We start from the raw sequence: 24442 nt of genomic DNA on the forward strand, positions 1-24442 counted from the left end.
AGAGCCAGCCGAAACTCAGACGACGATGCCGCGAGCGGCGAGCCACGGGCGCGGGTCGATCTTCTTCGTGCCGTTCTGCCAGACCTCGAAGTGCAGGTGCGGGCCGGTGCTCTCGCCGCGGTTGCCGATCTCGGCGATCTGCTCGCCGCACTTGACCTTCTGGCCTTCGTGGACGGAGAAGCTGTTCATGTGGCCGTAGACCTGGATGGTGCCGTCGTCGAGCTGGACGCGGACCCAGAGGCCGAAGCCGCTGGCGGGGCCGGCCTGGATGACGGTGCCGTCGGAGGCGGCGTAGATCGGGGTGCCGATCGAGTTCGCGATGTCGATGCCGAGGTGGCTGCTGCCCCAGCGGGCGCCGAAGCCCGAGGTGAACGTGCCGTGGGCCGGCAGGCAGGTCTTGGGGCGCTCGGCTTCTTCCTTGGCCTTCTGAGCGGCCGCGGCTTCGGCCTTCTCGCGGGCTTCGGTGACCTTCAGGCTGTCGGCCATGCGGGCGGCCTCGGCAGAGGCGTCCATCGAGTGGCCGGCGGGCAGCAGCTCGGGGGCTCCCCCTGAACCCGCGCTGCCGAGGGTGAACGAGGCGCTCGCGTCCTGGGCGTTGGCGAGCGGGGCGACGGCGGTGTCGGAGTCGGTCGTCACGGTCTTGAGGGTCTGGCCCGCGGCGGCAGCGGCGAACGCGCCGGCCGCGACAGCTGCGACCACGACCCGCCCACGCAGGGCGGAGGACGGCGGGGCGATGCGGTGCGAACCCCGCACGCGGATGACCGCACCGTCCAGTGCGTCCTTCAGCGCCGGGGAAGGGGCTTGGCCGCCGGGGGAGCGGTGTGAAGCCAAGACAGGGCCTTCCATCGTCGGGGAGCCGGGTCGTCGCGTGACTACGGGCGGGGGATCCCGTTGAGCCGACCTCGGGGGTGGTTGGCTCGGCGTTGCGCTTCGTGACCTGACTGTAATGGGGACCGTGGGACAGTAACGAAGGGGAACCGTTGTGAGCAAGGTGCCCTCGCCGTTTCGGCCGAACGGGCGGTCCCCATCACGCTGCTAGCTGTAGGGATTACCCAAAGTTAATCCGAAACTACTCCGATCGGTGTGATCTCCGTTACAAGACTTTCGGGCATTCGCACCCCCAAACGGCCCCCTCGCACCCCACCGAACGGCCCCACCGTTGAAATAAACGTTTGCGGTCCCGTGTTGAAGGGAATCCACGCCCGCGCATGTGGCGCCGGTCACTCGCCTCCTCGGGTGATCACCCGGTTGACCGATCAACCCGCCGACGTGGGCCGCCGCTCCGCCGCCACCGGTTGCGGCCGCCGCGATGCCGTGCCCACCGCCGCCAGCGGCCGTTCGCACCTCGGGCCTCTGCCTCGCACTGCGGGGGCCGCGCGGTGTCCGACTTGCTAGCGTCGCGTCCGATGACTTCGTCCGAAGGACCCCACGACGGGGACTCTTCCCCGGCCCGTTCCGGCTCCGACCCGGACAGCCCCAGGCCGTCCGCGGGCCCCCGACGGGCCAGCCTCGCCGAGCGCAAGGCCGCCGCCCGCGAGCTCGCCCGCGCCGAGACCCGCCGCGGGCGCCGCACGGGCGGCCGCGGGGCCGCCGACAGCCCCGGCGCCGCGGCCGACCTCGATGCCACCGGCGGCGTCTCGTCCCGCGCGAATGGCAACGCCCCCGCGAACGGCACCGCTCCCGCCGATGCCGGCGACGAGCCACCCGCCGCCCACGGCGAGACGGCGACCTCGACCAGGAGCGCCCGGAGCGGCGAGCCGAGTGGCGACGAGCCGGCCGCCGCCCACGGCGAGACACGGACCTCGGCCAGTAGCGCCCGTGGCGCGGGCCGAGCGCAGAGCACGGTGAGCGGCGAGGTGCGCGCCGGCGAGCAGGGCGCCGCGACCGGCGGCACCCACACCGCGCGGCAGCGAGAGCGCGGCAGTGCTCGCGATGAACTCGGCACGATGCATCGTGAGGCGAGCGCCGGGAGCGGAGCCGGGGCTGTGAAACAAGGCAGTCGTGGCAGTCGTAGCAAGGAGAGCGCCGCGGTCAGCGGTGGCGTTACCCGCACCAAGCCCGGCAGCGCCAGGACCACCGAACCGGACCAGACCCCCAGCCCCCACTTCGACCTCGAATACACCGACCGCGCCCCCTCACCGCAGCTCAAAACCGCCGTCGCGCTCCTGAGCATCGGCGCCCTCGCCCTGACGGCCGGTGCGATCCTGCCCGTCTCACCCGACGCGAACCCGGGCTACCTCGCCTGGCCCCTCCTCGCCCTCCTCGCGCTGGTCCCCGCGGGCATCGTCGCCGCGGCGGCCTACAGCGGCAGGCACGGCCTGGCCGCCGGCCTCACCGTGGGCCTGGCCGCCCTCGCTCCCGGCCGTCTCCTCCTCGACCTGCAGTTCTTCGCCAATGGCTCCAAAACCGTCCGCCCCGAGCTGTACCTCCCCGACCGCCTGCTGGACCGCAGTGCGGTCGGCGCGGGGTTCTGGCTGCTCCTCGCCGGCCACGTCCTCACGATCGCCGCCGGAATCGCGGCCGGGCAGGTGGCGCGGCAGCTCAACGAGGTCGCGGGCGACGACGGCGGGCGACGGCGGTGGCGGCTGGTCGTGCCGCTGCTCACCATCGCCGCGGGCGTCGGGCTGTTGATGGCGCCCGTCATCTCGGACAACCCGTTCTTCCCGGCGTACTCGGCGTTCGAAGGTCCCGGCCTGGCGCTCACCGGCTACGTCGTCATCGCGGGCGCGCTGCTGCTCGCCGTCGTGCTCGGGTTCGGCGCGGCGTCCGACGGGGTGGCGCGCGGGACGCTGGGCGGCGCGGCCGCGGCGACGTTCGCCGTGGCACTGCCGCCGTTGGTCGGCGGGCTGGCAGTCGGCGGGCTGCATCTCGCGTGGGGTCCGGTCGTCGCCGTCGTGGCGATGCTGGTGGTGCTCGTTCTCGCGCCCCTCGCGACGCCTCAACTCGCCCAGGTCGAACGCACCGATCTGGCCGGAGAAGCACGCGTCCCGAGCCTCACGCTGTGGCGCACCGCCACGGCCCTGCTCGCCCTGCTGACGGCGGTCGTCGGAGTCGTCGGCGCGCTCGCCCCGCAGCTCGACACGGCCACCGCGACCCAGAGCCCCGCCCGCTGGCTCCTGCTCACGGCCGCGATCCTCGTCGCCCTGCCGGCGCCGTTCCTGTTCGCGTTCAAAACCGCCCGCGGCATCCTCGCCGTCCTCTGGGCCGGCGTCGTCCTCGCCGGCACGGCCGTGCTCAGCACCGCGATCACCGCGTCGCAAGCGACCGGCCTGACGGGGCTCGACGGTCTCGGCGGCACCATCAGCTACCACCTCGGCGCCGGCGCCGTGTTCACCGCGATCGCGCTCGGCCTCGCCGGGCTCACGGCGCTCGCGGCCGCCATCACCGGCGTCGTCGAGCGCGACGACGAAGGCACCGAAGGCCCGCGCCCCCGGGTGCTGCTGCCCGTCGCCGCGGCCGCGATCCTGTCCGTCCTCGCTTTCGGCACGCCGGTGTTCACGGCGCCCGACTACCCGTCGCCCGGGCTCTGGTCCGATTTCGACACTCCGTCGTGGGGACTGCTCACCGCGCTGCTGGTCGTCCTCGGCGTGCTCGCGCTGAGCGTCCGCTCACGGCCCGGCGCCGCCGCGGCCGCGCTCACCGGGGCGGTGCTCGTGCTGGCTGTCCACGTGGCACAGCTGCCGCTCGTCGGGATCGCCGGACGGACGCCCGCGCTCGGGTTCTGGTTCGGCCTCGCCGCGATCGTCGTCACGGCGACAGCCGCCGCGACGGCCGCCGCCGGGGGCGAAAAAACGGCCCCGGTGGGCGGACTCACACCCCCTGACCGCGCACGGTGACCGACTTCACCAGGTGCGGAGTCCCCTGCTCCTGCGCTGGTCGCTAACCTCGACTGGTCCGACAGCGCGGTTCGGTAACGGACCACCACAGTGGCGTGTCGTCAGGAGACTGGAGTAGTGGACCTCTACGAGTACCAGGCGAGGGATCTCTTCGCCGCCCACGGAGTACCGGTTCTGCCGGGCTCGGTGGCAAACACCCCCGAAGAAGCCAAGGCCGCCGCGGAGCAGATCGGCACCCAGGTCGTCGTCAAGGCGCAGGTGAAGGTCGGCGGACGCGGGAAGGCCGGTGGCGTCAAGCTGGCCCAGACGCCGGACGAGGCCAAGGAGAAGGCGGAAGCCATCCTGGGTCTCGACATCAAGGGCCACATCACGCGCCGCGTGCTCGTGGCGGAAGCGTCGGACATCGCGTCCGAGTACTACTTCTCCTTCCTGCTGGACCGGTCCAACCGGACCTTCCTGGCGATGGCGTCGTCCGAGGGCGGCATGGAGATCGAGCAGCTCGCCGTCGAGCGCCCCGAGGCGCTCGCCAAGATCCCGGTCGACTCGGTCACCGGCGTCGACAAGGCGAAGGCGCTCGAGATCCTGAAGGCCGGCAACTTCCCGGCCGACATCATCGACGAGGCCGCCGACGTGGTCGTGAAGCTCTGGGAGACCTTCGTCTCCGAGGACGCCACCCTCGTCGAGGTCAACCCGCTGGTGCGCGACCCCCAGGACAAGATCATCGCCCTCGACGGCAAGGTCACCCTGGACGAGAACGCTTCCTTCCGTCAGCCGGGCCACGAAGCCCTGGTGGACAAGGACGCCGAGAACCCCCTCGAGGCGAAGGCCAAGGCCAAGAACCTCAACTACGTGAAGCTCGACGGCGAGGTCGGCATCATCGGCAACGGCGCCGGGCTCGTCATGTCCACTTTGGACGTGGTGGCGTACGCGGGTGAGAAGCACGGCGGCGTGAAGCCGGCGAACTTCCTCGACATCGGCGGCGGCGCGTCGGCCGAGGTCATGGCGGCCGGGCTGGACGTCATCCTCAACGACACCGACGTGAAGAGCGTCTTCGTCAACGTCTTCGGCGGCATCACCGCGTGCGACGCGGTAGCCACCGGCATCGTCGAGGCCCTGAAGATCCTGGGCGACGAGGCCACCAAGCCGCTGGTCGTCCGCCTGGACGGCAACAACGTCGTCGAGGGTCGCCAGATCCTGGCCGACGCGAACCACCCGCTCGTGACCGTGGTGGACACAATGGACAACGCGGCCGACAAGGCTGCCGAGCTCGCCGCGGCAGGTGCGTGAGATGTCGATCTTCCTGAACGAGAACAGCAAGGTCATCGTGCAGGGGCTCACCGGCTCCGAGGGCATGAAGCACGCGACCAAGATGCTGAAGTCCGGCACGAACATCGTGGGTGGCGTCAACGCCCGCAAGGCCGGCCAAACCGTGAGCATCGAGGGCAAGGACCTCAAGGTCTTCGGCACCGTCGAAGAGGCCATCAAGGAGACCGGCGCAGACGTGTCGGTCATCTTCGTGCCGCCGAAGTTCGCCAAGGACGCGGTGCTCGAGGCCGTCGACGCCGAGATCCCGCTCGCCGTGGTGATCACCGAGGGCATCCCGGTGCACGACTCGGCCTACTTCTGGGCCCACGCTGTCGCCAAGGGCAACAAGACCCGCATCATCGGCCCGAACTGCCCGGGCGTGATCAGCCCCGGCAAGTCCAACGCCGGCATCATCCCCGCCGACATCTCGGGCCCGGGCCACATCGGCCTCGTCTCGAAGTCCGGCACGCTGACCTACCAGATGATGTACGAGCTGCGTGACATCGGCTTCTCCACCGCCGTCGGCATCGGCGGTGACCCCATCATCGGCACCACCCACATCGACGCCCTCGAAGCGTTCGAGAAGGACGCCGACACCAAGGTCATCGTGATGATCGGTGAAATCGGTGGCGACGCCGAGGAGCGGGCCGCGGCTTTCATCAAGGAGAACGTGACCAAGCCGGTCGTCGGCTACGTCGCGGGCTTCACCGCCCCCGAGGGCAAGACCATGGGGCACGCGGGTGCCATCGTGTCCGGTTCCTCCGGCACGGCGGCCGCGAAGAAGGAGGCCCTCGAGGCTGCCGGCGTGAAGGTCGGCAAGACCCCGAGCGAAACCGCCATCCTCGCGCGCGAGCTGTACAACAGCCTCTGACCTGCCTGAACGCGGGTCACACGGGCCGGGCACCAGTATGGGTGCCCGGCCCGCGGCGTTTCCGGCCGCAACCGATCGGGCATCCCGTGCGTCCAACGGCCCGGACGGGGGACCCTCGGATGCGCTAGCGTTCGGCGACGCGGCCGTCACGTGATTCGTCCGGGTGCCACCTTCCCCCGGAGTTGCCGGCGAACGACAGGAGAGCTTCCGATGACCTTCCCCAGCGGCGGGCCTGGCTACCCCCAGCAGGGCGGTGGCCAGCAGCAGCCCCCTCAGGGACCGCCCCCGTCGGGCGGGTTCCCGCAACAGCAGCCGCAGCAGGGACCGCCGTCCTCGGCCGGGCCCGTGCTGCCGCAGAACCTTCCGCTCGTCCTCGCGCTCGTGGTGACCGTGCTGGGCGTCGTCCAGTACTTCATCGGCTTCTCCGACGAGGCGGGTGACGTCGGCCAGGACACGATCTTCCTGCTCACCGGTGGCCTGCTCGCGGCGCTGCACGCGCTGCCGAAGGCGCCGCGCGTGCTTCCGTTCGCCGCGCTGTTCAGCGTGGTCGGCGCGCTCGGGACGCTCGACACGGTGGTGGCCGAGCAGAGCACGCCGGGCATCGTCACGGTGGTGCTGATCCTCGGCATCGTGCAGATGCTGGTCGCGGTGGCCGCGCTGCTGATGGAGTACGGCGTGCTCAAGCCGCCGGCGCCCAAGCCGGCGGTGCCGCACTACCAGCAGTACGGCCAGGCCGGGCCCTACCAGCCGCCGCAGCAGCAGCCGGGCCAGTTCCCGCAGCAGCCGGGCGCGACGCCGCCGGGCCAGCAGGCGACCACGTACGCGCCGCAGCAGGGCCAGTTCTTCCAGCAGCCGCAGGGGGAGCAGGGCAAGCCCCCGGGCACGCCGCCAGGCGGCTTCGGCCAGCAGGGCTGACCCGGTGCCCGGCCCGACCGCCCCAACGTGGCCTTCGGTGCGTCGGGCGCACCCGATGCCGCGTTGAGGCGCTTGTCACCTCGTGAAAACACCCGCTGTGACTCTCCGTGTCACAGCGGGTGTTTTTTGTGTCCGGGTGCCCCCGACCGGGTGGGTTAGCTTCGCCACGCCCGGGGCGGGCGGCGTGCCTCACCCGGACGGTCCAGCGCGGGTGTCAAGGTGCGAAGCATGCAGCAGCTCACCAGTTCTCAACGCCCGCCGGGCGGCGAGCCGGTGGGCGACACCGTCGAACTCGACGCCCAGGTCGCTCCGGCCACCCGGGTGCGGGTGTTGCTCACCACCGCCTTCGGCCCGCTGATCACGGAGTACGCCGTGGTCGCGACGCTGGTCGCGCTCGTCGCGCTGACCGCCGAACGCACCGCGTTCTCCGCCGCCGGCGTGCTGCTCTCGGCCGGCCCCGGCTGGCTCGCGGGGTTCCAGGTGCAGCTCGGTATCGGCGGCCACCCGCTGGGCGTGCTGCCGCTGCTGCCGACGATCGGCGCCGTGCTGCTCGTGGCGCGCACCGCGTCTGGCGCCGCGCTGCGGCTCGGCTGCACGACGCTGCGGCAGGCCGTTCCCCTGATCTCCGTGATCGGCGCCGCGCACGCGTTGTTCGGCCTCCTGATCGGGCTGCTCTCGCTCAGCGCGCCGGTGCGGGTGAACCCGCTGCTGGCGTTCGTGGTGCCCGGCGTGTTCGCCGTGCTGGCGGCCACGGGCGGCGCGGTGCGTCGCTGCGGCCTGCCCGCGGCGGTAGCCGAACGGCTCGACCCGTCGGCCGTGCGCGGCCTGCGCGCGGGCGCGCTGGGACTCGCGGCGCTGCTGGCGGTGGGCGCGATCGTGTTCACCGTCGCGACGGTGGTGTCGGTATCCACTGTGGACGATCTGTTCGAGCCCTCGTTCGGCAACAGCTTCGGGCTGTTCCTGCTTTCGGTGGCCTACCTGCCCAACGCTGTGGTGGCGGCCCTGTCGTTCGTCAGCGGACCCGGTTTCACGATCGGCTCGCTCGACGTCAGCCTCGTCGGCTACCGCGGTGGCTCCGTGCCCGCGGTGCCGCTGCTCGGCGGCATCCCCGAGCACACCGCCGCGTGGTGGCCCGTGCTGCTGGTGCTACCGGCGGCCGTCGGCGCGCTGGTCGGCTGGTCGGTGCGCCACGCGGACGACGACCCGGCCGGCCGGATCCGGATCGTCGCCGTCGCGGGTGCCGTGGTCGGGTTCGGCTGCGTGGTGCTGGGGACGCTCGCGGGCGGGCGCCTCGCCGACGGCCCGTTCGACCCGGTGAGCGTGCCGGTCGGGGTGGCGTCGATCGTGGCGTTCTGCTGGATCGTGATCCCGGGTGGGTTCGTGGCGTTCTTCGCCGGTGAGCACACACCGGCCGCGCCGCCGGACACGCTGGAGGTCGAGGACGCCGGCGAGTTCGCCGACGAAGAGGACCTGGCTGACGAAGACCTGGCCGAAGATTCAGACGAGTCCGAAGAGGACACGGACGAACCGGGCGAGGAAGACGTCGACGAGGTCGATCCCGACGAGTTCGATCCCGAAGCGGGGCCGGCCGACGTCGACCCGGAAGAGCTCGACACCGACGAGTTCGACACCGACGAGTTCGACACCGATTTCACCGAGCCGGAAGCGGGGCCCGGAACCGCTCCCCAGCCTCGGCAGCCCGAGCCCGACTATGACGAGTACGACGCCGAAGCCGAGGCCGAACTGGGCCTCGAGCTGCCCGAAGACGTCGCGCTCGACCAGCCGGAAGCAGGCCCGGACCGGGCCTCCGACGGGCGCGGAGCTGTGACCGAGTCCACCGACGGCTCCGGTGAGGACGAGGGCCGCGAGCGCGACCGTTAGGGTTGGGGTGACCTGGTGAAGCGTGGTGCGCCCGAGGTGCGCCGCCGCCGTGCAAGGAGCCCGTTCTGGCCAGCCGCTTGGACCTGCCGACCCCGGTGAAGATCGTCGTGCTCGCATCCGGTTCGGGCACGCTGCTGCAGGCGGTGCTCGACGCCGTTGCCCGCCCCGCCTTTCCGGCGCGGGTCGTGGCCGTGGGCGCCGACCGCACGGGCATCGAGGCGCTGGCGCGGGCTGAGCGCGTGAGCGTGCCGTCGTTCACCGTCCGCGTCGCCGACCACCCCGACCGCGACGCGTGGGACAAGGCGCTCACCGACGCCGTGGCCGCGTACGAGCCCGATCTGGTGGTGTCGGCGGGGTTCATGAAGATCCTCGGCGCGCAGTTCCTGTCGCGCTTCGCGAACCGGGTGATCAACACGCACCCGGCGTTGCTGCCGTCGTTCCCGGGGATGCACGCGGTCGCCGACGCGCTGGCGGCCGGCGTGAAGGTGACCGGGTCGACCGTGCACTTCGTCGACGCGGGCGTGGACACCGGCCCCGTCATCGCCCAGGAGGCGGTGGTCGTGGAAGCCGACGACACCGAAGACGTCCTGCACGAGCGGATCAAGGCCGTGGAACGCAGGCTGCTGGTTGAAACGATCGAGCGACTCGGCCGTGGTGGCTGCACCGTGGACGGACGAAAGGTGAGGTTTTCGTGAGCACTCCAGAGGGACGACGCCCGGTCCGGCGCGCGCTGATCGGCGTCTCGGACAAGGCCGGCCTGCTCGAGCTCGCGACCGGTCTGCACGCCGCGGGCGTGGAGATCGTGTCGACCGGCGGTACCGCGAAGGTGATCGCGAACGCCGGGGTGCCCGTCACGCCGGTGGAGCAGGTGACCGGGTTCCCCGAGTCGCTCGACGGCCGCGTGAAGACGCTGCACCCGCGCGTGCACGCGGGCCTGCTGGCCGACCAGGACAACCCCGACCACGTCGAGCAGTTGCGGAAGCTCGAGATTGCGGCGTTCGACCTGCTCGTGGTGAACCTGTACCCGTTCACGCAGACGGTGGCGTCGGGCGCGAGCCCCGAAGACTGCGTGGAGAACATCGACATCGGCGGCCCGGCGATGGTGCGCGCGGCCGCGAAGAACCACGGCAGCGTCGCGGTGGTCGTGGACCCGTCGCGTTACGCGTGGGTGCTGGAGCAGGTCGCGGCGGGAGGCTTCGAGCTCGTCGACCGCAAGCGGCTCGCGGCGCAGGCATACGCGCACACGGCGGCGTACGACACGGCTGTCGCTTCGTGGTTCGCCAACGTGTACGCGCCCGCGGACGACTCCGGTTTCCCCGACTTCCTGGGCGCCACCTGGGACCGCGCCGACGTGCTGCGCTACGGCGAGAACCCGCACCAGAAGGCCGCGCTGTACCAGAGTTCGCAGCCGGGCCTCGCGCACGCGGAGCAGCTGCACGGCAAGGCCATGTCGTACAACAACTACGTCGACACCGACGCCGCTCGCCGCGCCGCGTTCGACTTCGCCGACCCCGCCGTCGCGATCATCAAGCACGCCAACCCGTGCGGCATCGCGGTGGGCGTGGACATCGCCGAGGCACACCGCAAGGCCCACGCGTGCGACCCGGTTTCGGCCTACGGCGGCGTGATCGCCACGAACCGGCCGGTGACCGTGGACGCGGCGGAGCAGATCGCCGAGGTGTTCACCGAGGTCGTGCTGGCGCCCGACTTCGAGCCGGAGGCGCTCGAGATCCTGCAGCGCAAGAAGAACGTGCGGCTGCTGAAGCTGCCCGTGATCGAGAACCCGGCGCCCGTCGAGCTGCGCCCGATCTCCGGCGGCGTGCTCGTGCAGACCGTCGACGCGATCGACGCGCCCGGCGACGACCCCGCCAATTGGCAGCTCGCCACGGGCACGCCGGCCGACTCGGCGACCCTGTCCGACCTCGCCTTCGCGTGGCGCGCGCTGCGTGCGGTGAAGTCCAACGCGATCCTGCTGGCCCACGACGGCGCGACCGTCGGCGTCGGCATGGGCCAGGTCAACCGCGTCGACTCGTCGCGGCTCGCGGTCGCGCGTGCGGGCGACCGGGCGAAGGGTTCCGTCGGCGCGTCCGACGCGTTCTTCCCGTTCCCGGACGGCCTCGAGGTCCTGCTCGAGGCCGGCGTGCGCGCCGTCGTGCAGCCCGGCGGCTCCATCCGCGACGCCGAGGTGATCGCGGCGGCCGAGAAGGCAGGCGTCACCCTGTACCTGACGGGGACGCGCCACTTCGCGCACTGAGGGTTCTTGGGGGGCCGGCTCTCTTTTCGAGGGCTGGCCCCTTTTATTCGCGAAGGCGCGCGTACACGACTTCGTCACGGTAGGCGCCGTCTCGCCAGGTCACCTGGCACATCAGGCCCTCACGGTGGAACCCGGCCTTCTCCAGCACGCGCTGCTCGGCGAGGTTCTCGCTGTCGGTGAACGCCTCGAGCCGGTGGGCGCGCGTGAAGCGGAACAGGTGCTCGACCAGCAGGCGATGAGCCTTCGTGCCGAGGCCGTGGCCGCGGTGGTCGGGCAGCAGCGTCACCCCGATCTCGTAACAGCCACCCGCCGGCCCACCCCGATCGGCGGCCTCCCAGCTCGCCATCCCGGCCACCACCCCGTCCACGGTCACCGCGACGGCCGTCGACGCGTCCCCCACGAACCCGTCCTCGGCGAACCGCCGACGGCGCTCCTGCGCGCTGCCGAACCCGGCCCACTGGAACGCGCCCATCACCTCGGGCTCCACGGCGAACCGATCGAGCACCGGCAGATCTTCCTCGGCGAACGGCCGCAGGGCGAGGTGTTTCATGCTTGTCTCCACCAGCTTCGCTCGGACGTGGTACGGACCGGTGGCCCCGTTCGGCCCAGTGTATCGCGGACACCGAGCGTGTTGTGGTTGTCGCGCTTCGGGTTCTGTGGTTCTACTTAGGACGGTGGTGTGCGGCCGTTCAGTCGTTCTCGAAGTCCCACGGGTAGTCACGGCTGTCGGGTGGTGTGTCGTTCACGCCGGCGGCAAGCAGGTCGGCCGAGGTGAACACGAGGTCGCCGCGCTCACCGAGGAGCACGCCGAGCAGTTCTGCCAGGAGGTCGAGGTGGGCCTGGCGGGACTGGCCGGTCAGCTGGGTGATCAGCTCGGATGCCTCGATGATCCGAACGCCCGCGGGGCCCAGTTCGCCGAGCCTGCGGTGCAACAGGCCTGCTTCCGGGTAGCTCGACCAGGGTGTTCGCAATGCCAGGCAGGAGCCGGCGGTGCTGGCGAACAGCATGAACAGCGGAGCCGCGCCGGGCGTGGAGCTGATCGATTCCCTGTCCAGGCTGAGCTGGAACAACGTCTGTAGTCCATCCAGCACGCGCTGGCGGTGTGCGCGTAGTGCGGTGTTGTACGCCGACTGTTCCTGCTGGTACTCCCCGAAGGCATCGCCTTCGGAGGCTTGCGCGAGCACGTACGCCTCAGCGAAGGCCCTCCGGTTGTAGGAGACCTCGCCGGCTGGGTTCGTCCCGTCCACCCGCCGACACTACCGAGCACGAGCGGTGGCGTTTCCCGTCTGGCTCGGCTGTCGCCTGGCTTGTGGCGCCGGCGACCGTGACAACAACGACCTGAAAGTGCGAACTATCGTCCGTCGGCCCCAGACCCGGCTTGACACGGCTGCTGGATCCCGGTCTACTTGAGGCATCGAACAGGTGTTCGATGCAGGGTGTCGAAGGCCGCCTTCCCCGCGGTGCGTCGGTGCTCGTCCTGTGGGGCCCTGGCCTGGGCCTGCGGTGAGGGTGGGCGCCGGCGTGTGCGTGGAGGGGAGGGGTGTGCGGTGACGGCAGTGGTGGAGCCCGTGGCTCGGCTCGCTGCGCTGCCCGGCGTGAGCACGGCGAGCCGGGTTGCGGAGCAGGCCGAGCACGCCAGGACGACGGGAAGGGTGCTCCCGGTGTCCCCGGCGTTGGCCGGCCTGCTGCCCGACGCGGGGCTCCGGCGCGGGAGCACCGTGGCGGTCCACCGCTCCCCGTCGTTGCTCCTCGCCCTGCTCGCCGAGGCCACCGCCGCCGGGTCGTGGGCGGCGGTGGTCGGCGTGCCCTCCCTGGGCATCGCCGCGGCGGCGGAGCACGGCGTCGAGGTGTCGCGCCTCGCCCTCGTGCCCCGCCCGGGCGCCGAGTACCCGTCCGTGGTCGCCGCCCTCCTCGACGGCGTCGACCTGGTGGTCACCGAGCCCCGCTCCGTCCGCCCCGCGGTCGCCCGGCGCCTCTCCGCCCGCGCCCGCCACCGCGGCACCGTCCTGCTCACCCTCGGCCCCTGGCCCGCGGCCGACGTGGAACTCCACTGCGTCCCGGGCGAGTGGACGGGGTTTCTCGGCACTGGGGCGGGGTTCCTGCGCTCCCGGCCCGCCGAGGTCCACGCTCGCGGGCGGGGCTCCGCTGCTCGGCCCCGGTCGGTTTCCGTGGCCTTGCCCGGCCCCGACGGCCGTGCGCTTCCGGTGGAGCCGCTCGTGGTTCCGGTGGGTCTTCCGCTGCAGCGGCTTGACGAGGAGGCTGTGGGATGACTGCCGTCTGCGTTTCGCTGGGACAGCGAGTACGCGATTCACATCGTTTCGCACCGGACTTCGCGCGGGATGGTCGTGCGAAGGCAGACCGGGGCCGTGGCGCCGCCTGCGCGGGTTTCGCGCTCGTCGTTGTGCCGCGTGGGTCGGCTTTGCGCCGGCGTGCGCCCGGTTCGCACGTCCTGTCCTTTCCGGCAACCGCCGGAACTCGCGTGACATCCGTCCACATCAGACACCCCGAGGTGGCCGGATGACCATCACCGAAGAAACCCCCAGAACCACCATCCTCCCCGCCCGGATGCTCGTCCTCTGGTGCCCAGACTGGCCCGCCGTCGCGGCGGTGGCCGCGGCCGGCGCGCCGCTCACCAAGCCGGCCGCGGTGTTCCTCGCCAACCGCGTCGTGGCGTGTACCGCGGTGGCGCGCAAGAACGGCGTGCGGAGGGGGATGCGGCGGCGGGAGGCGGAGTCGAAGTGTCCCGAGCTGGGCGTGTTCGGCGTGGACGACGGGCGGGACGCGCGGCTGTTCGAGAACGTCGCGCGCGCCGTGGAGGAGCTGGTCGTCGGGTTGGAGGTGGTGCGGCCGGGGCTGATCGCGGTGCCGGTGGCGGGCGCGGCGGGCTATTTCGGCGGCGAGCACCCGCTCGCGGAGAAGCTGCTGGACCAGGTGGCCGCGGTGGCGGGCGTCGAGTGTCAGGTCGGGGTGGCGGAGGGGCTGTTCGGGGCCACGATCGCGGCCCGGCACGGTGAGTTCGTGCCGCCAGGGGAAACGAGACAATTCCTCGCACCCCTGCGCATCACCGAGCTCGACCAGCCCGACGTCGAGCGCAAGGAGCTCGTCGACCTGCTCACCCGCCTGGGCCTCAAGACACTCGGGGCGTTCGCGGAGCTGACCGAACGCGACGTGATGTCCCGCTTCGCCCTCGACGGCGTGCTCGCCCACCGGCTGGCGCGCGGGCTGTCGGAGCGTCCTCCGCTGCGCCGCAAACCGCCGGCCGACCTCACGCTCACCGAGGAGTTCGACCCGGTGCTGGAACGCGTCGACGTCGCGGCGTTCCTCGCCAAGAATCTCGGTGCGCGGTTCCACGCGGCGCTGGCCGACCGCGGCCTGGCGTGCACGCGCCTCGGGATCTACGCCACCACCGAGGGCGGCGAGCAGCTCGGCCGCGTCTGGCGCTGCGCGGAACCCCTGACACCCCAAGGGGTCGCCGACCGCGTGCGGTGGCAGTTCGAGGGCTGGCTGAAGGGCAACCGGCCCACCTCGGGCGTCGCGCGGCTGCGGCTGGAGCCGGAGGAAACGGTCGAGGGCAAGTCCCTGCAGCTCGGCCTCTGGCACGGTGGCAACCGCAGTGAGGACGACGAGCTCACCACCGAACGCGCCGCCCGCGCCTTCGTCCGCGTGCAGGGCCTGCTCGGCCCCGAAGGCGTCGTCACCCCGATCCTCGACGGCGGCCGCGACCCCGCCGGCCGCGTCCGCCTCATCCCGTGGGGTGACCCGCGCGAGCCCGTCTCGCCGCCGGACGCCACGTGGCCGGGCCGCCTGCCCGCGCCGTCACCCGCGACGGTGCTCGAACAACCCGTGCCGGTCAAGGTCGTCGACGAGCAGGGCGTGCCTGTCGGCATCACCAGCCGCAAGCAGCTCACGGCGCCGCCGTGCCGGCTGAGCGTCGCGGGCGCCCCTCCGCGGATGGTCCTCGACTGGGCCGGCCCATGGCCCGTCGCGGCGAGCCGTCGCGCGGCCACGCCGCAACAGGCCCGCCTGCAGCTGCTCCTGGCCGCCACCGGAGGAGACGACGCCGACGAAGCCGTGCTCGTCCTGTGCTCCGGCACCGAAAATCCTGTGTGGACAGTGGAAGGAATCTACGACTGATGGACGACGAAACCGAAACCACCTCCGTGCGCCGGGAACCCCCGCTCATCCCGGGGCCCCGCAGTTCCCCCGAAAACGACTAGATGGGCTGGAACAACCCGCCCGTCCCCTGGCAGGACCTCGCGCGGGCCCTGTCCGGCGACGGCGACGTGCCGCCCGGCGACCACGGAGACAGCCCGGCCTGGGGCCGCAAACGCGACGTCTACCGCCGCCCCGCCGACGTGCCGCCGCCGCGCAGCGAGGTCGAGTCCGGGCCGCGCGTGCCGTACGCCGAGCTGCACTGCCACTCCAACTTCAGCTTCCTCGACGGCGCCAGCCACCCCGAGGAGCTCGTGGAGGAGGCCGCGCGGCTGGGCCTCGACGCCATCGCGCTGACCGACCACGACGGCATGTACGGCGTCGTCCGCTTCGCCGAAGCCGCGAAGGAGCTGGGCGTTGCCACAGTGTTCGGCACCGAGCTGAGCTTCGGCCTCTCCGCCCCGCAGAACGGCGTCGCCGACCCCGAAGGCGAGCACCTGCTCCTGCTCGCGCGCGGCGACGACGGCTACCGCAGCCTGTGCCGCGCCATCACCGCCGGCCAGCTGCGCGGCTACGACGGCGCTGTCGGCGCCGCCGGCGAGCAAGAGCGAGCCGAAAAAGGCCGTCCCGTCTACGACCTGCGAGCCGTCGCCGAAGAGGTGATCGGCCAGTGCGCCGTGCTCACCGGCTGCCGCAAAGGCTCCGTCCGGCAAGCGCTGCTGGGCGAGGGCCCGGCCGCCGCGGCCACGCAGCTGAGAAAACTCGTCGAGCTCTTCGGCCGCGACAACGTCTACGTCGAGCTCTTCGACCATGGCCAGCCCCTCGACAGCACCCACAACGACCTCCTCGCCGAGCTGGCGAGCGCCTTCGGCCTGCCCACCGTCGCCACCACCGCCGCGCACTACGCCCGTCCCGAACGCGGCCGTCTCGCCGACGCCGTCGCCGCGATCCGCGCGCGCCGCGGCATCGACGACCTCGAAGGCTGGCTGCCCAGCGACGGCGCCGCTTTCCTGCGCTCCGGCACTGAAATGGCCGAGCGTTTCCGGCGGTATCCCGGCGCGGTCCAACGCTCGGCGCTGCTCGGCGTCGAATGCTCGTTCAAGCTGGAGCTCCTCGCGCCCGAGCTGCCACCGTTCGACGTGCCGGACGGCCACACCGAGACGACGTACCTGCGCCACCTCACGATGAAAGGCGCCGAAGAGCGTTACCTCGGCAAGGAGGACGAAGCCGCCGCGTACGCCCAGATCGAGCACGAGCTGAAGATCATCGAAGACCTCGGCTTCCCCGGCTACTTCCTGATCGTCTGGGACATCGTGCGTTTCTGCCGCGACAGCACCATCCTCTGCCAGGGCCGGGGCTCGGCCGCGAACTCCGCCGTCTGCTACGCGCTGGGTATCACCAAGGTCGACCCGGTGAAGTACAAGCTGCTCTTCGAACGCTTCCTCGCCCCCGACCGCGACGGTTACCCCGACATCGACCTCGACATCGAGTCCGACCGCCGCGAAGAGGCCATCCAGTACGTCTTCGCCAAACACGGCCGCCTCAACACCGCGCAGGTCGCCAACGTGATCACCTACCGCGCCCGCTCCGCGATCCGCGACGCCGCCCGCTCGCTCGGCTACTCACCCGGCCAGCAGGACGCGTGGAGCAAGCAGATCGACCGCTGGGGAGCGTTGCGCAGCACCGAAAAGGACCACGACCACGACATCCCGGACGACGTCGTGCAGCTCGCGTTCGCCCTCGAGGACTTTCCACGCCACCTCGGGATCCACTCCGGCGGCATGGTGTTCTGCCAGGAGCCGGTGAGCCAGGTCTGCCCGGTCGAGTGGGCGCGGATGGAGAACCGCAGCGTGGTGCAGTGGGAGAAGGAGGACTGCGCCGCGGCCGGGCTGGTGAAGTTCGACCTGCTGGGCCTGGGCATGTTGTCCGCGCTGCACTACATGCTCGACCTCGTCGAGGAGTACAAGGGCGAGAAGATCGACCTGGCCGACCTGGACCTGAAGGACCAGAACATCTACCGGATGCTCTGCCGCGCCGACGCGATCGGCGTGTTCCAGGTGGAAAGCCGCGCGCAGCTGGCCACGCTGCCGCGGCTGCGGCCGGAGGAGTTCTACGACCTGGCTGTGGAGGTCGCGCTCATCCGGCCCGGGCCCATCCAGGGCGGCTCCGTGCACCCGTACATCCGGCGCAAGCAGGGGCGCGAGGAGTGGGAGTACGACCACCCGCTGCTGGAAAACGCGTTGCACAAGACCAAAGGCGTGCCGCTGTTCCAGGAACAGCTGATGCAGATCGCGCTCGACGTCGCGAACTTCACCGCCGCGGAGGCCGATCAGCTGCGCCACGCCATGGGGTCCAAGCGTTCCGAGCGGAAGATGGAGCTGCTGCGTCAGCGGTTCCTCGACGGCGCAGCCGCCAACGGCCTGGAGCTGGAGCTCGCGGAGAAGATTTTCCTGAAGCTGAAGGCGTTCGCGAACTTCGGTTTTCCGGAGAGCCACGCGCTGAGCTTCGCGTACCTGGTGTTCGCGAGCGCGTATTTCAAGTATTACCACCCGGACGCGTTCTGCGCGGGGCTGCTGCGCGCGCAGCCGATGGGGTTCTACTCGCCGCAGTCGCTGGTGGCCGACGCGCGGCGTCACGGCGTCACGGTGCTCGGCCCCGACATCAATCTCAGCCTGCCCCAGGCGACGTTGGAACCGTTGCCGGACAACGGAAATCTGCACGCCGTCCGCGGCGGCCTCGGCACCGTGCGGCTGATCGGCGACGAGCTGGCGGAGAAGATCGTCGCCGAACGGTCGGGCGTCCCGTTCGCGAGCATGTCCGACCTCGCCCGCCGCGTGCGGCTCACCGCGCCACAGCTGGAGGCCCTCGCCACGGCCGGCGCCTTCAGCTGCTTCGGCGGCGACCGCCGGCAGGCCCTGTGGTCCGCGGGCGCCGTCGCCCAGGACCGCCCGGAGAAGCTGCCGGGCACGGCTCCCGGCGCCGACGCCCCGACGTTGCCCGGCATGGACGACCTCGACCTCGCCGCTGCCGACGTGTGGGCCACGGGCCTCTCGCCGGACAGCTACCCGACGGAGTTCGTGCGCGACCACCTCGACACCCTGGGCGTCGTCCCGGCCGCCCGCCTGCTCGACCAGCCCGACGGCGCCCGCGTCCTCGTCGGCGGCGCCGTCACGCACCGCCAGCGCCCCGCCACCGCCGGCGGCGTCACCTTCATCAACCTCGAGGACGAGACGGGCATGGTCAACGTCGTCTGCACCCTCGGCCTCTGGCAACGCTTCCACCGCGTCGCGCGCTCGAGCACCGCCCTGCTGGTCCGCGGCGTCGTCGAGAAGGCGGACGGCGTGGCGAGCGTGCGGGCTCAGAAGCTGGAGCCGCTGCCCTTGCGGATCACGGCGAAGTCGCGGGACTTCCGGTGACCCCGGCAAAGAGAACTTCGCCCGGCTCATCGGCAAAGTGCAGGAATCGGGCCGGCTCAGGCCCGATTTCGTCGCCGAAGACCTGATCATGCTGCTCATGGCCAACGCCGGCGTGCTCACCGCGACCGCCCAGACCGCGCCGAACACCTGGCGCCGCTTCCTCGCCTACATGATCGAGTCGTTCGACACGGCCGCGCCCACCGACGAACTCCCCGCGCCACCTTCGGCGCCGGCCATGTTCCGCGCCATGCGCCAAGCCCGCTGAAGCCGTGTGACATCCTGTCGAGGTGATCGAGACCGGTGAGGACTACCGCGACGCCGTGCTTTCCGGGCAGTGGTGGGAAAAGCGTCAGTTCACGGGTTGCGACTTCACCGAGGCCGACCTGCGTGACCTGCGCACGCGCGGCTGCACCTTCGACAACTGCGACTTCACCAAGACCGACCTCGCGGGCTCGCGCCACGACGCCTCGGCCTTCCGCAGCTGCACGTTCGACCGCACGGTGCTCGCCGACAGCAGGTGGTCGTCGTGCTCGCTGCTCGGCTCGTCCTTTGTGGACTGCCGGTTCCTGGGCATCGCACTGACGGAGTGCGACCTCTCGCTGGCCTCGCTCGCGCGCGGACGGCTGCGCAAGCTGCACCTGTCGGGGCTGCGCATGCGCGAGGTCAACCTCACCGAGGCCGACCTCACCGACACCGACCTGCGCGACTCCGACCTCACCGGCGCCCGCCTCCTCGGTGCCAAGCTCTCCGGCGCCGACCTGCGCGGCACCCGGCTCGACGCCAACGCCCTCGTGCAGGCCGACCTGCGCGGCGCCTACGTCGACGTCGAGACGGCCATCGGGTTCGCCGCCGCCCACGGCCTCATCGTCAAGTAAAACCGGGCACGAAAGTGGCAGCCGGGCCGGGCGCCGGGACATGATGGTCGCGTGCAGCCCGACGACGTGATCCAGGCCTACCAGGCGTTCTTCGCCGGCGAGCGGCGTCCTCTCGACGTCGTCGACTTCTTCCACGACGTGGTGGCCACCGTGCCCGCGTACCGGAAGTTCCTCGCGGCCGCCGACGTGGACCCCGAAACCGTCCGGAGCGAGGACGACTTCCGGCGGCTCCCGGTGACGTCGAAGGCCACCTACCAGAGCCAGTACCCGTTGCCTGCGCTCTGCCGCGACGGCCGGCTCGACGCCTGCGACATGATCGCCGTCTCCTCGGGTTCGTCCGGCACCCCGATGATCTGGCCGCGGTCCCTGGCCGACGAGCTCCACGTCGCCGAGCGCTTCGAACAGGTCTTCCGCACGTTCGAAGCCGACACCCGCAGCACGCTTGCCGTCGTCTGCTTTCCGCTGGGTACGTGGGTCGGCGGCCTGTTCACGGCCGCGTGTGTGCGGCACCTGGCGGCGAAGGGTTTCCCGATCACCACCGTCGCGCCGGGCAACAACAAGGCCGAGATCCTGCGCGTGCTGCCGGAGCTGGCGCCGCACTTCGAGCAGGTCGTGCTGCTGGGCTACCCGCCGTTCGTCAAGGACGTGGTCGACAGCGGCACCGGCTGGGCCGACCACGCGATCAAGATGGTGTTCGCCGGCGAGGTGTTCAGCGAGGAGTGGCGCGACCTCGTCGCCGAACGCGCGGGCGTCGCCGATCCCGTGACCGACATGGTTTCCCTCTACGGCACCGCCGACGCCGGCGTGCTCGGCACCGAAACCCCGACGTCCGTGTCGATCCGCCGGTTCCTCGCGGGACGACCGGAACTCGCCCGCGAGTTCTTCGGCGAATCTCGCCTTCCGACCCTCGTGCAGTACGACCCCACCAGCCGCTTCTTCGAGGCCGACAACGGGACTCTGCTCTTCTCCGGCGACAACGGCGTGCCCTTGATCCGCTACCACATCGCCGACGAAGGCGGTGTCCTCTCGCACGCCGACCTGCTGGAGTTCTGCTCCCGCAACGGTTTTACGCCCGCCGACGGCCCGGACCTGCCGTTCGTCTACCTCTTCGGCCGCTCCCTGTTCACGGTCTCCTTCTTCGGCGCCAACATCTACCCGGAGAACGTGACCGTCGGCCTCGAACAGCCGGAAGTCAGCGGCTGGGTCACCGGCAAGTTCGTGCTCGAGACCTACGAGGACGCCGATCGCGACCGGCGCCTGCGGATCACCGTGGAGCTGGCGCCCGGCCACGACGGCGACGCCGCGCTGCTTGCCACCTCGATCCGCGACCAGCTCCTGCGTCTCAACAGCGAGTTCGCCCACTACGTGCCCGCCGAACGGCAGCTGCCCGAGATCGTCCTGCGTCCGGCCGGCGATCCCGAGTACTTCCCGGTCGGCGTCAAGCACCGCTACACCCGCGGCACATGAGAAAGGGCGGGACCCGCAGGCCCCGCCCCTTTCACCAAGCAACTCAATCAACAACTCAGTCGATCGGCGGTTCACCCGGCTCCAGCTCGAGCAGATCGCCCTCGGCCAGCAGTTCCTCGATCGACGCGGGCAGCAGGTACGCCGAACCCCCGCCGGGCTGGTTGAACCACGGGATCGCGACGCCGGCGAGCGTCTCGAGCGGACGCTGCACGCGGTACACGTGGTACGGCCGGTTCACCCACTCCGGCACCAGCGAACGCTCCTCGAACGGCGTCCCCGCGGCGTAGGTCAGGTTGCCGCTCGGGCCGCCGAAGCGGTCGAGCTCGCTGCCCGCGGGCAGTTCACGGATTTCCTTGCCGCGGAACAACGTCAGCGGCGGCTCACCCGACAGCGGCCCGATCGGCCACTGGTTGTTGCCACCGCCACCGGCGGCGGCTCGCGGCGCTCCGTTGGCCCGCGCCGGCTCCTCCCGACGCGGCGGCGCGACGGGCGCACCCGGTCCACCGGAGCCACCAGGACCGGCCGGACCACCGAGACCAGGACCACCCGGCCCGCCAGGACCACCAGGCCCACCGAGACCAGGACCACCAAGACCGGGTCCACCCGGTCCGCCGACGGGAGCACCCGGCATCACACCGGGCCCGGTCGGCAGGCCCAACCCGCCACCCACAGGGGGAGCGGGCGGCATCGGCGGCTCCCGGCGCTGCAGCGGCTGAACCGGAGGGGTCACCTGCGTCGGCGGCTGCGGAGGCGGGGGCGGCGGGACCTGTCGCTGCGGCGGCTCTTCGGCCTCGGGCTCGTCGCCCAGCAGCTCCTCGGCCGGCGTGAACGCCGTCTGCTCCTGCGGCGGCACGGCCTCGCGCGGGCGCACCGGGAACGAACCCGTGGCGACCTCCGGCGAAAGCGTCGCCACCACCGGCGGCTTCGGGGCTTCGGCCACGGGCTCTGCCGGCGGTGCGGGCGGCTGCTCCTCGGCGGGCTCGTGGCCGTCGGGGTGCAGCAGGACCTTGCCGAGCATGAACGCGGCGGCGTCGTCGGAGTCGCCGAACACGGCCGGGTTGATCAGCTCGCCGTCGTACCAGCCGACGCGCCAGCCCTCGTCCACCTGCTCCACAGTCCAGCCGCGCTCGGTCGGCGTGCCCAGCTGGTAGGCGGCGTCCGGCACGTCCAGCTCGTCGAGGCGCGTCTGCAGCTTCGCCAGAGCGGGTTCGGCCGGAAGATCCCGACGCGGCCGTCTCGGCGGCTGCTGGGGCTGCCGCTGCGGGGCCGGCGGTTCCGCAGCCGGCTCCGGCCGGGCACCGGCCCGCGGCGGCACGGGCAGCTCGGGCACCGGCAGGACACCCGGCACCCCCTCGTCGGGCGTGATCATCGTGGTCGGCGGGCCCGGGTCGAAGTCCGGTTCGTGGCCGGCGGGGGCCCCACCATCGCGGGGCTGGTCGCCGTACTGGGACTCGCCGTACGGCCGCTCGTCGTAGTGCTCGTCGCCCTCGTACTGCTCGTCCTGGTACTGGCCCGACTGGTCGTACTGGCCGTCTTCGAAGTGCTGGCCGCTCTCGAACGACTGGCTGCTCTCGAACGTCTGCGTGTTCTCGAGCGGCTGGCCACCCTCGAACGACCGTGTGTCCTCGAACGACCGCGCCTCCTCGAACGGCTGCGCGTTTTCGAAAGACTCGGCTTCTTCGTACTGCTCCTCGCCGCGGTCGGCCGGGGCGTACAGCGCGGTGTGCTGCTCGGCCGGCTCCTCGTGCCGCGAAGATTCGTCAGTGTGGGTGAACAGCACCGGCTCTTCTTCGAGCGGCTGCTCGGCCGGAGCGGCGTCGACGGGCGCGTACAGCGCCGTCTGCTCGGCGTCCTCCTCCGGCGGGGCGGAGTTCGGGGTGACCGGCGCGTACATCGCTGTGCGCTGATCGTCGTGCTGCTGCGGCGGGGCGGCACTGGGGTCGACGGGCGGGTACATCGCCGTGCGTTGCTGCTCTTCGTGCGCGGGCGGTGCGGCGTTCGGGTCGACCGGCGGGTACATCGCCGTGCGCTGCTGCTCTTCGTGCGCCTGCCGTGCGGCGTTCGGATCCACGGGCGCGTACATCGCGGTCCGCTCGGCCACCGGCGTCGGGTTGTCGGCCGTTGCGCCGTTCGGCGGCGCGCCCGCGTTCGACCCGGCGCCGTTGGGGGCCGGTTCGAAGTCCGAGTGCTGCTGGTCCTCGAAGTGGTCCTCGCCGCCGAAGCGGTCGCCGAACTCGTCGTAGCGCTCGTCCTGGTACTGCTCGTTCTCGAACCCCGGGCCGTCGTCGTGCTGCGGGCCGGACCCGTCGAAGACCTGCTCGAACGGCGGTTCGGCCGGGGTCTCCGGCTCGGCGGGCGGTGTGTGCACGGCGAGCGGCACGTCGACCGGCGCGGGCGGAGCGGCTTCGGGAGCCGGGGCCGGCGGCGCCTGGGCGGCCGGGGGAGCAGGCGGCATGGGCGGCTGCTGCGGCTGCTGCTGTTGCGGCGGCGGGCCCGGACGCTGCTGCTGACTGCCCCGCGTGAGGTACGCGGTGGCGCCCTGCAGCGCGAGGTCGTCGACCTGCGGCAGCTGGAAGCCGTTGGACCGGATGTGCTCCACCAGGTCGGGCTCGGGCGATACGCCGTACTGGCGCAGGTAGAAGTTCACGGCCGCGGGCCAGATCCACTGCCCGTCGCTGTGGAAGGCCACGGGCACGGTCGCCTCGGGCGTCGGAGCGAGGCGGTCGATGTCGTAGCCGCGGTCCTGCACCACCACGGGCGCGTGGTCGAGGTAGTCGAGCAGGCGGTCCTGCTCGGCGACGTCGAGGTCGGGCCGGTTGATGACCGGACGCCCGGCCGGACCGATCGTGTCGAAGATCCGCGCGATGCGGAAGTGCGGGCCGGGCTGCTCGGGGCCGAGGCCGGACAGGCGCCGGATCAGCCACTCCGGCACGTTCTCCTCGGTCCGGGGGAACATGCGCAGCTCGTCCTGGTACGCCTGGGGCGGCGGCGCGAGGTGCCACGTGGGCTCCTCGCGGTTGTACTCGAGGTTGTAGCTGGACGGGTGGTCGAGCTGGTAGCGCGCGTTGAACCACGTGCCGCGGCCGTCGCGGTACATGCCCGCGCGCAGCCGGCCGAAGAGCGTCGCGATGTCGTGGGTCGCGACCCACTCCTGCCCGGTGCCGTCTTCGGTGCGGATCTCGCCCGTCAGCTCGTGGTACCTGCCGACGGCCCGGTACTCCACCGTGACCTTGCGCCAGTCGCGTGGTGCTGCGCGCAGCAGGGCGAGTCCGATCTGCTTGACCAGTGTGTCCTGCTCGGTCGCGTTCAGCTGCGTCGTCGGTTGTGCCACGGGAACATTTTGACTGTTCGCGCGCGCGAACGCACCCCGCATAGGTCTTTTGCCACTCAGGGGCGGTCTGACCTCGGTCGACGCGCGATGCTCAAGATCACACACCCGTGCGGGCTGGGACTGGGCTCCGGCGTTGGGG

17 protein-coding genes are annotated in these 24442 nt (G+C 71.6%); 13 read left to right on the top strand and 4 right to left on the bottom strand.

What is annotated here, in order from left to right; genetic code table 11:
- Nucleotides 1-15: 15 nt before the first annotated feature.
- A complete protein-coding gene (locus ABZU76_RS32425; RefSeq protein ID WP_220247353.1) occupies nt 16-699 on the bottom strand; it encodes a M23 family metallopeptidase in 684 nt (227 codons plus the stop codon).
- Between the two features lie 707 nt (nt 700-1406).
- On the opposite strand from ABZU76_RS32425, the gene ABZU76_RS32430 reads away from it, so the two are divergent.
- The 7 genes from ABZU76_RS32430 to purH all read left to right on the top strand — a co-directional run bounded on the left by ABZU76_RS32430 (nt 1407) and on the right by purH (nt 11062).
- The gene (locus tag ABZU76_RS32430) at nt 1407-3836 is read left to right on the top strand and encodes a hypothetical protein (RefSeq protein ID WP_354876103.1); all 2430 of its coding nucleotides are present in this window, start codon (nt 1407-1409) and stop codon (nt 3834-3836) included.
- 117 nt (nt 3837-3953) lie between these two features.
- Complete coding sequence (gene sucC / locus ABZU76_RS32435; protein ID WP_326568197.1) at nt 3954-5123, top strand: ADP-forming succinate--CoA ligase subunit beta; 1170 nt, start codon at nt 3954-3956, stop codon at nt 5121-5123.
- A gap of 1 nt (nt 5124) precedes the next feature.
- Nucleotides 5125-6012: a succinate--CoA ligase subunit alpha gene (gene sucD / locus ABZU76_RS32440; protein ID WP_220246180.1), complete on the top strand. Its 888-nt coding sequence runs from the start codon at nt 5125-5127 to the stop codon at nt 6010-6012.
- A 210-nt stretch (nt 6013-6222) separates the two neighbouring features.
- On the top strand, nt 6223-6927 hold the full coding sequence (locus tag ABZU76_RS32445; RefSeq protein WP_354876105.1) for a DUF5336 domain-containing protein: 705 nt from the start codon (nt 6223-6225) through the stop codon (nt 6925-6927).
- A 228-nt stretch (nt 6928-7155) separates the two neighbouring features.
- Nucleotides 7156-8808, top strand: coding sequence for a DUF6350 family protein (locus tag ABZU76_RS32450; RefSeq protein WP_354876107.1), 1653 nt, complete (start codon nt 7156-7158; stop codon nt 8806-8808).
- 77 nt (nt 8809-8885) lie between these two features.
- Nucleotides 8886-9503 (top strand): phosphoribosylglycinamide formyltransferase, encoded by a 618-nt coding sequence (gene purN, locus ABZU76_RS32455; protein WP_220246183.1) that lies wholly within the window; start codon nt 8886-8888, stop codon nt 9501-9503.
- Entirely contained in the window at nt 9500-11062 is a 1563-nt protein-coding gene (gene purH / locus ABZU76_RS32460) for a bifunctional phosphoribosylaminoimidazolecarboxamide formyltransferase/IMP cyclohydrolase (protein WP_354876109.1), read from the top strand. The genes purN and purH overlap by 4 nt, the downstream gene beginning before the upstream one ends.
- Nucleotides 11063-11105: 43 nt before the next feature.
- Here purH and ABZU76_RS32465 read toward each other — a convergent pair whose 3' ends face one another.
- Both ABZU76_RS32465 and ABZU76_RS32470 read right to left on the bottom strand, forming a co-directional pair.
- The gene (locus ABZU76_RS32465) at nt 11106-11612 is read right to left on the bottom strand and encodes a GNAT family protein (protein ID WP_354876111.1); all 507 of its coding nucleotides are present in this window, start codon (nt 11610-11612) and stop codon (nt 11106-11108) included.
- Nucleotides 11613-11751: 139 nt separating this feature from the next.
- Nucleotides 11752-12309 (bottom strand): hypothetical protein, encoded by a 558-nt coding sequence (locus tag ABZU76_RS32470; protein WP_354876113.1) that lies wholly within the window; start codon nt 12307-12309, stop codon nt 11752-11754.
- Between the two features lie 300 nt (nt 12310-12609).
- On the opposite strand from ABZU76_RS32470, the gene ABZU76_RS32475 reads away from it, so the two are divergent.
- The 6 genes from ABZU76_RS32475 to ABZU76_RS32500 all read left to right on the top strand — a co-directional run bounded on the left by ABZU76_RS32475 (nt 12610) and on the right by ABZU76_RS32500 (nt 20972).
- Nucleotides 12610-13332, top strand: a complete 723-nt coding sequence (locus ABZU76_RS32475; RefSeq protein ID WP_354876115.1) for a hypothetical protein — start codon at nt 12610-12612, stop codon at nt 13330-13332.
- 295 nt (nt 13333-13627) lie between these two features.
- Entirely contained in the window at nt 13628-15196 is a 1569-nt protein-coding gene (locus ABZU76_RS32480) for a DNA polymerase Y family protein (protein WP_354876226.1), read from the top strand.
- 83 nt (nt 15197-15279) lie between these two features.
- On the top strand, nt 15280-18630 hold the full coding sequence (locus ABZU76_RS32485; RefSeq protein ID WP_354876117.1) for an error-prone DNA polymerase: 3351 nt from the start codon (nt 15280-15282) through the stop codon (nt 18628-18630).
- A 37-nt stretch (nt 18631-18667) separates the two neighbouring features.
- Nucleotides 18668-18895, top strand: a complete 228-nt coding sequence (locus tag ABZU76_RS32490; protein WP_354876119.1) for a hypothetical protein — start codon at nt 18668-18670, stop codon at nt 18893-18895.
- Between the two features lie 22 nt (nt 18896-18917).
- Nucleotides 18918-19505: a pentapeptide repeat-containing protein gene (locus ABZU76_RS32495; RefSeq protein WP_354876121.1), complete on the top strand. Its 588-nt coding sequence runs from the start codon at nt 18918-18920 to the stop codon at nt 19503-19505.
- 51 nt (nt 19506-19556) lie between these two features.
- Nucleotides 19557-20972 carry a phenylacetate--CoA ligase family protein gene (locus ABZU76_RS32500; protein WP_354876123.1) on the top strand — a complete coding sequence of 472 codons (1416 nt, stop codon included), beginning with the start codon at nt 19557-19559 and terminating at the stop codon, nt 20970-20972.
- A gap of 55 nt (nt 20973-21027) precedes the next feature.
- Here the strand turns inward: ABZU76_RS32500 and ABZU76_RS32505 are convergent, their stop codons facing one another.
- Nucleotides 21028-24303, bottom strand: coding sequence for a glycohydrolase toxin TNT-related protein (locus ABZU76_RS32505; protein ID WP_354876125.1), 3276 nt, complete (start codon nt 24301-24303; stop codon nt 21028-21030).
- Nucleotides 24304-24442: the final 139 nt, after the last annotated feature.

Origin of the sequence: Amycolatopsis sp. NPDC005232 (assembly GCF_040607795.1) — a bacterium.
In the GTDB taxonomy this organism is placed as follows: domain Bacteria; phylum Actinomycetota; class Actinomycetes; order Mycobacteriales; family Pseudonocardiaceae; genus Amycolatopsis.

What these genes read in the sequence shown, in the direction of transcription:
- ABZU76_RS32445 (WP_354876105.1), top strand. Translation starts at nt 6,223, where the DNA reads ATGACCTTCCCCAGCGGCGGGCCTGGCTACCCCCAGCAGGGCGGTGGC.
- ABZU76_RS32465 (WP_354876111.1), bottom strand. Translation starts at nt 11,612, where the DNA reads ATGAAACACCTCGCCCTGCGGCCGTTCGCCGAGGAAGATCTGCCGGTG.
- ABZU76_RS32480 (WP_354876226.1), top strand. Translation starts at nt 13,628, where the DNA reads ATGCTCGTCCTCTGGTGCCCAGACTGGCCCGCCGTCGCGGCGGTGGCC.
- ABZU76_RS32485 (WP_354876117.1), top strand. Translation starts at nt 15,280, where the DNA reads ATGGGCTGGAACAACCCGCCCGTCCCCTGGCAGGACCTCGCGCGGGCC.
- sucD (WP_220246180.1), top strand. Translation starts at nt 5,125, where the DNA reads ATGTCGATCTTCCTGAACGAGAACAGCAAGGTCATCGTGCAGGGGCTC.
- ABZU76_RS32450 (WP_354876107.1), top strand. Translation starts at nt 7,156, where the DNA reads ATGCAGCAGCTCACCAGTTCTCAACGCCCGCCGGGCGGCGAGCCGGTG.
- ABZU76_RS32430 (WP_354876103.1), top strand. Translation starts at nt 1,407, where the DNA reads ATGACTTCGTCCGAAGGACCCCACGACGGGGACTCTTCCCCGGCCCGT.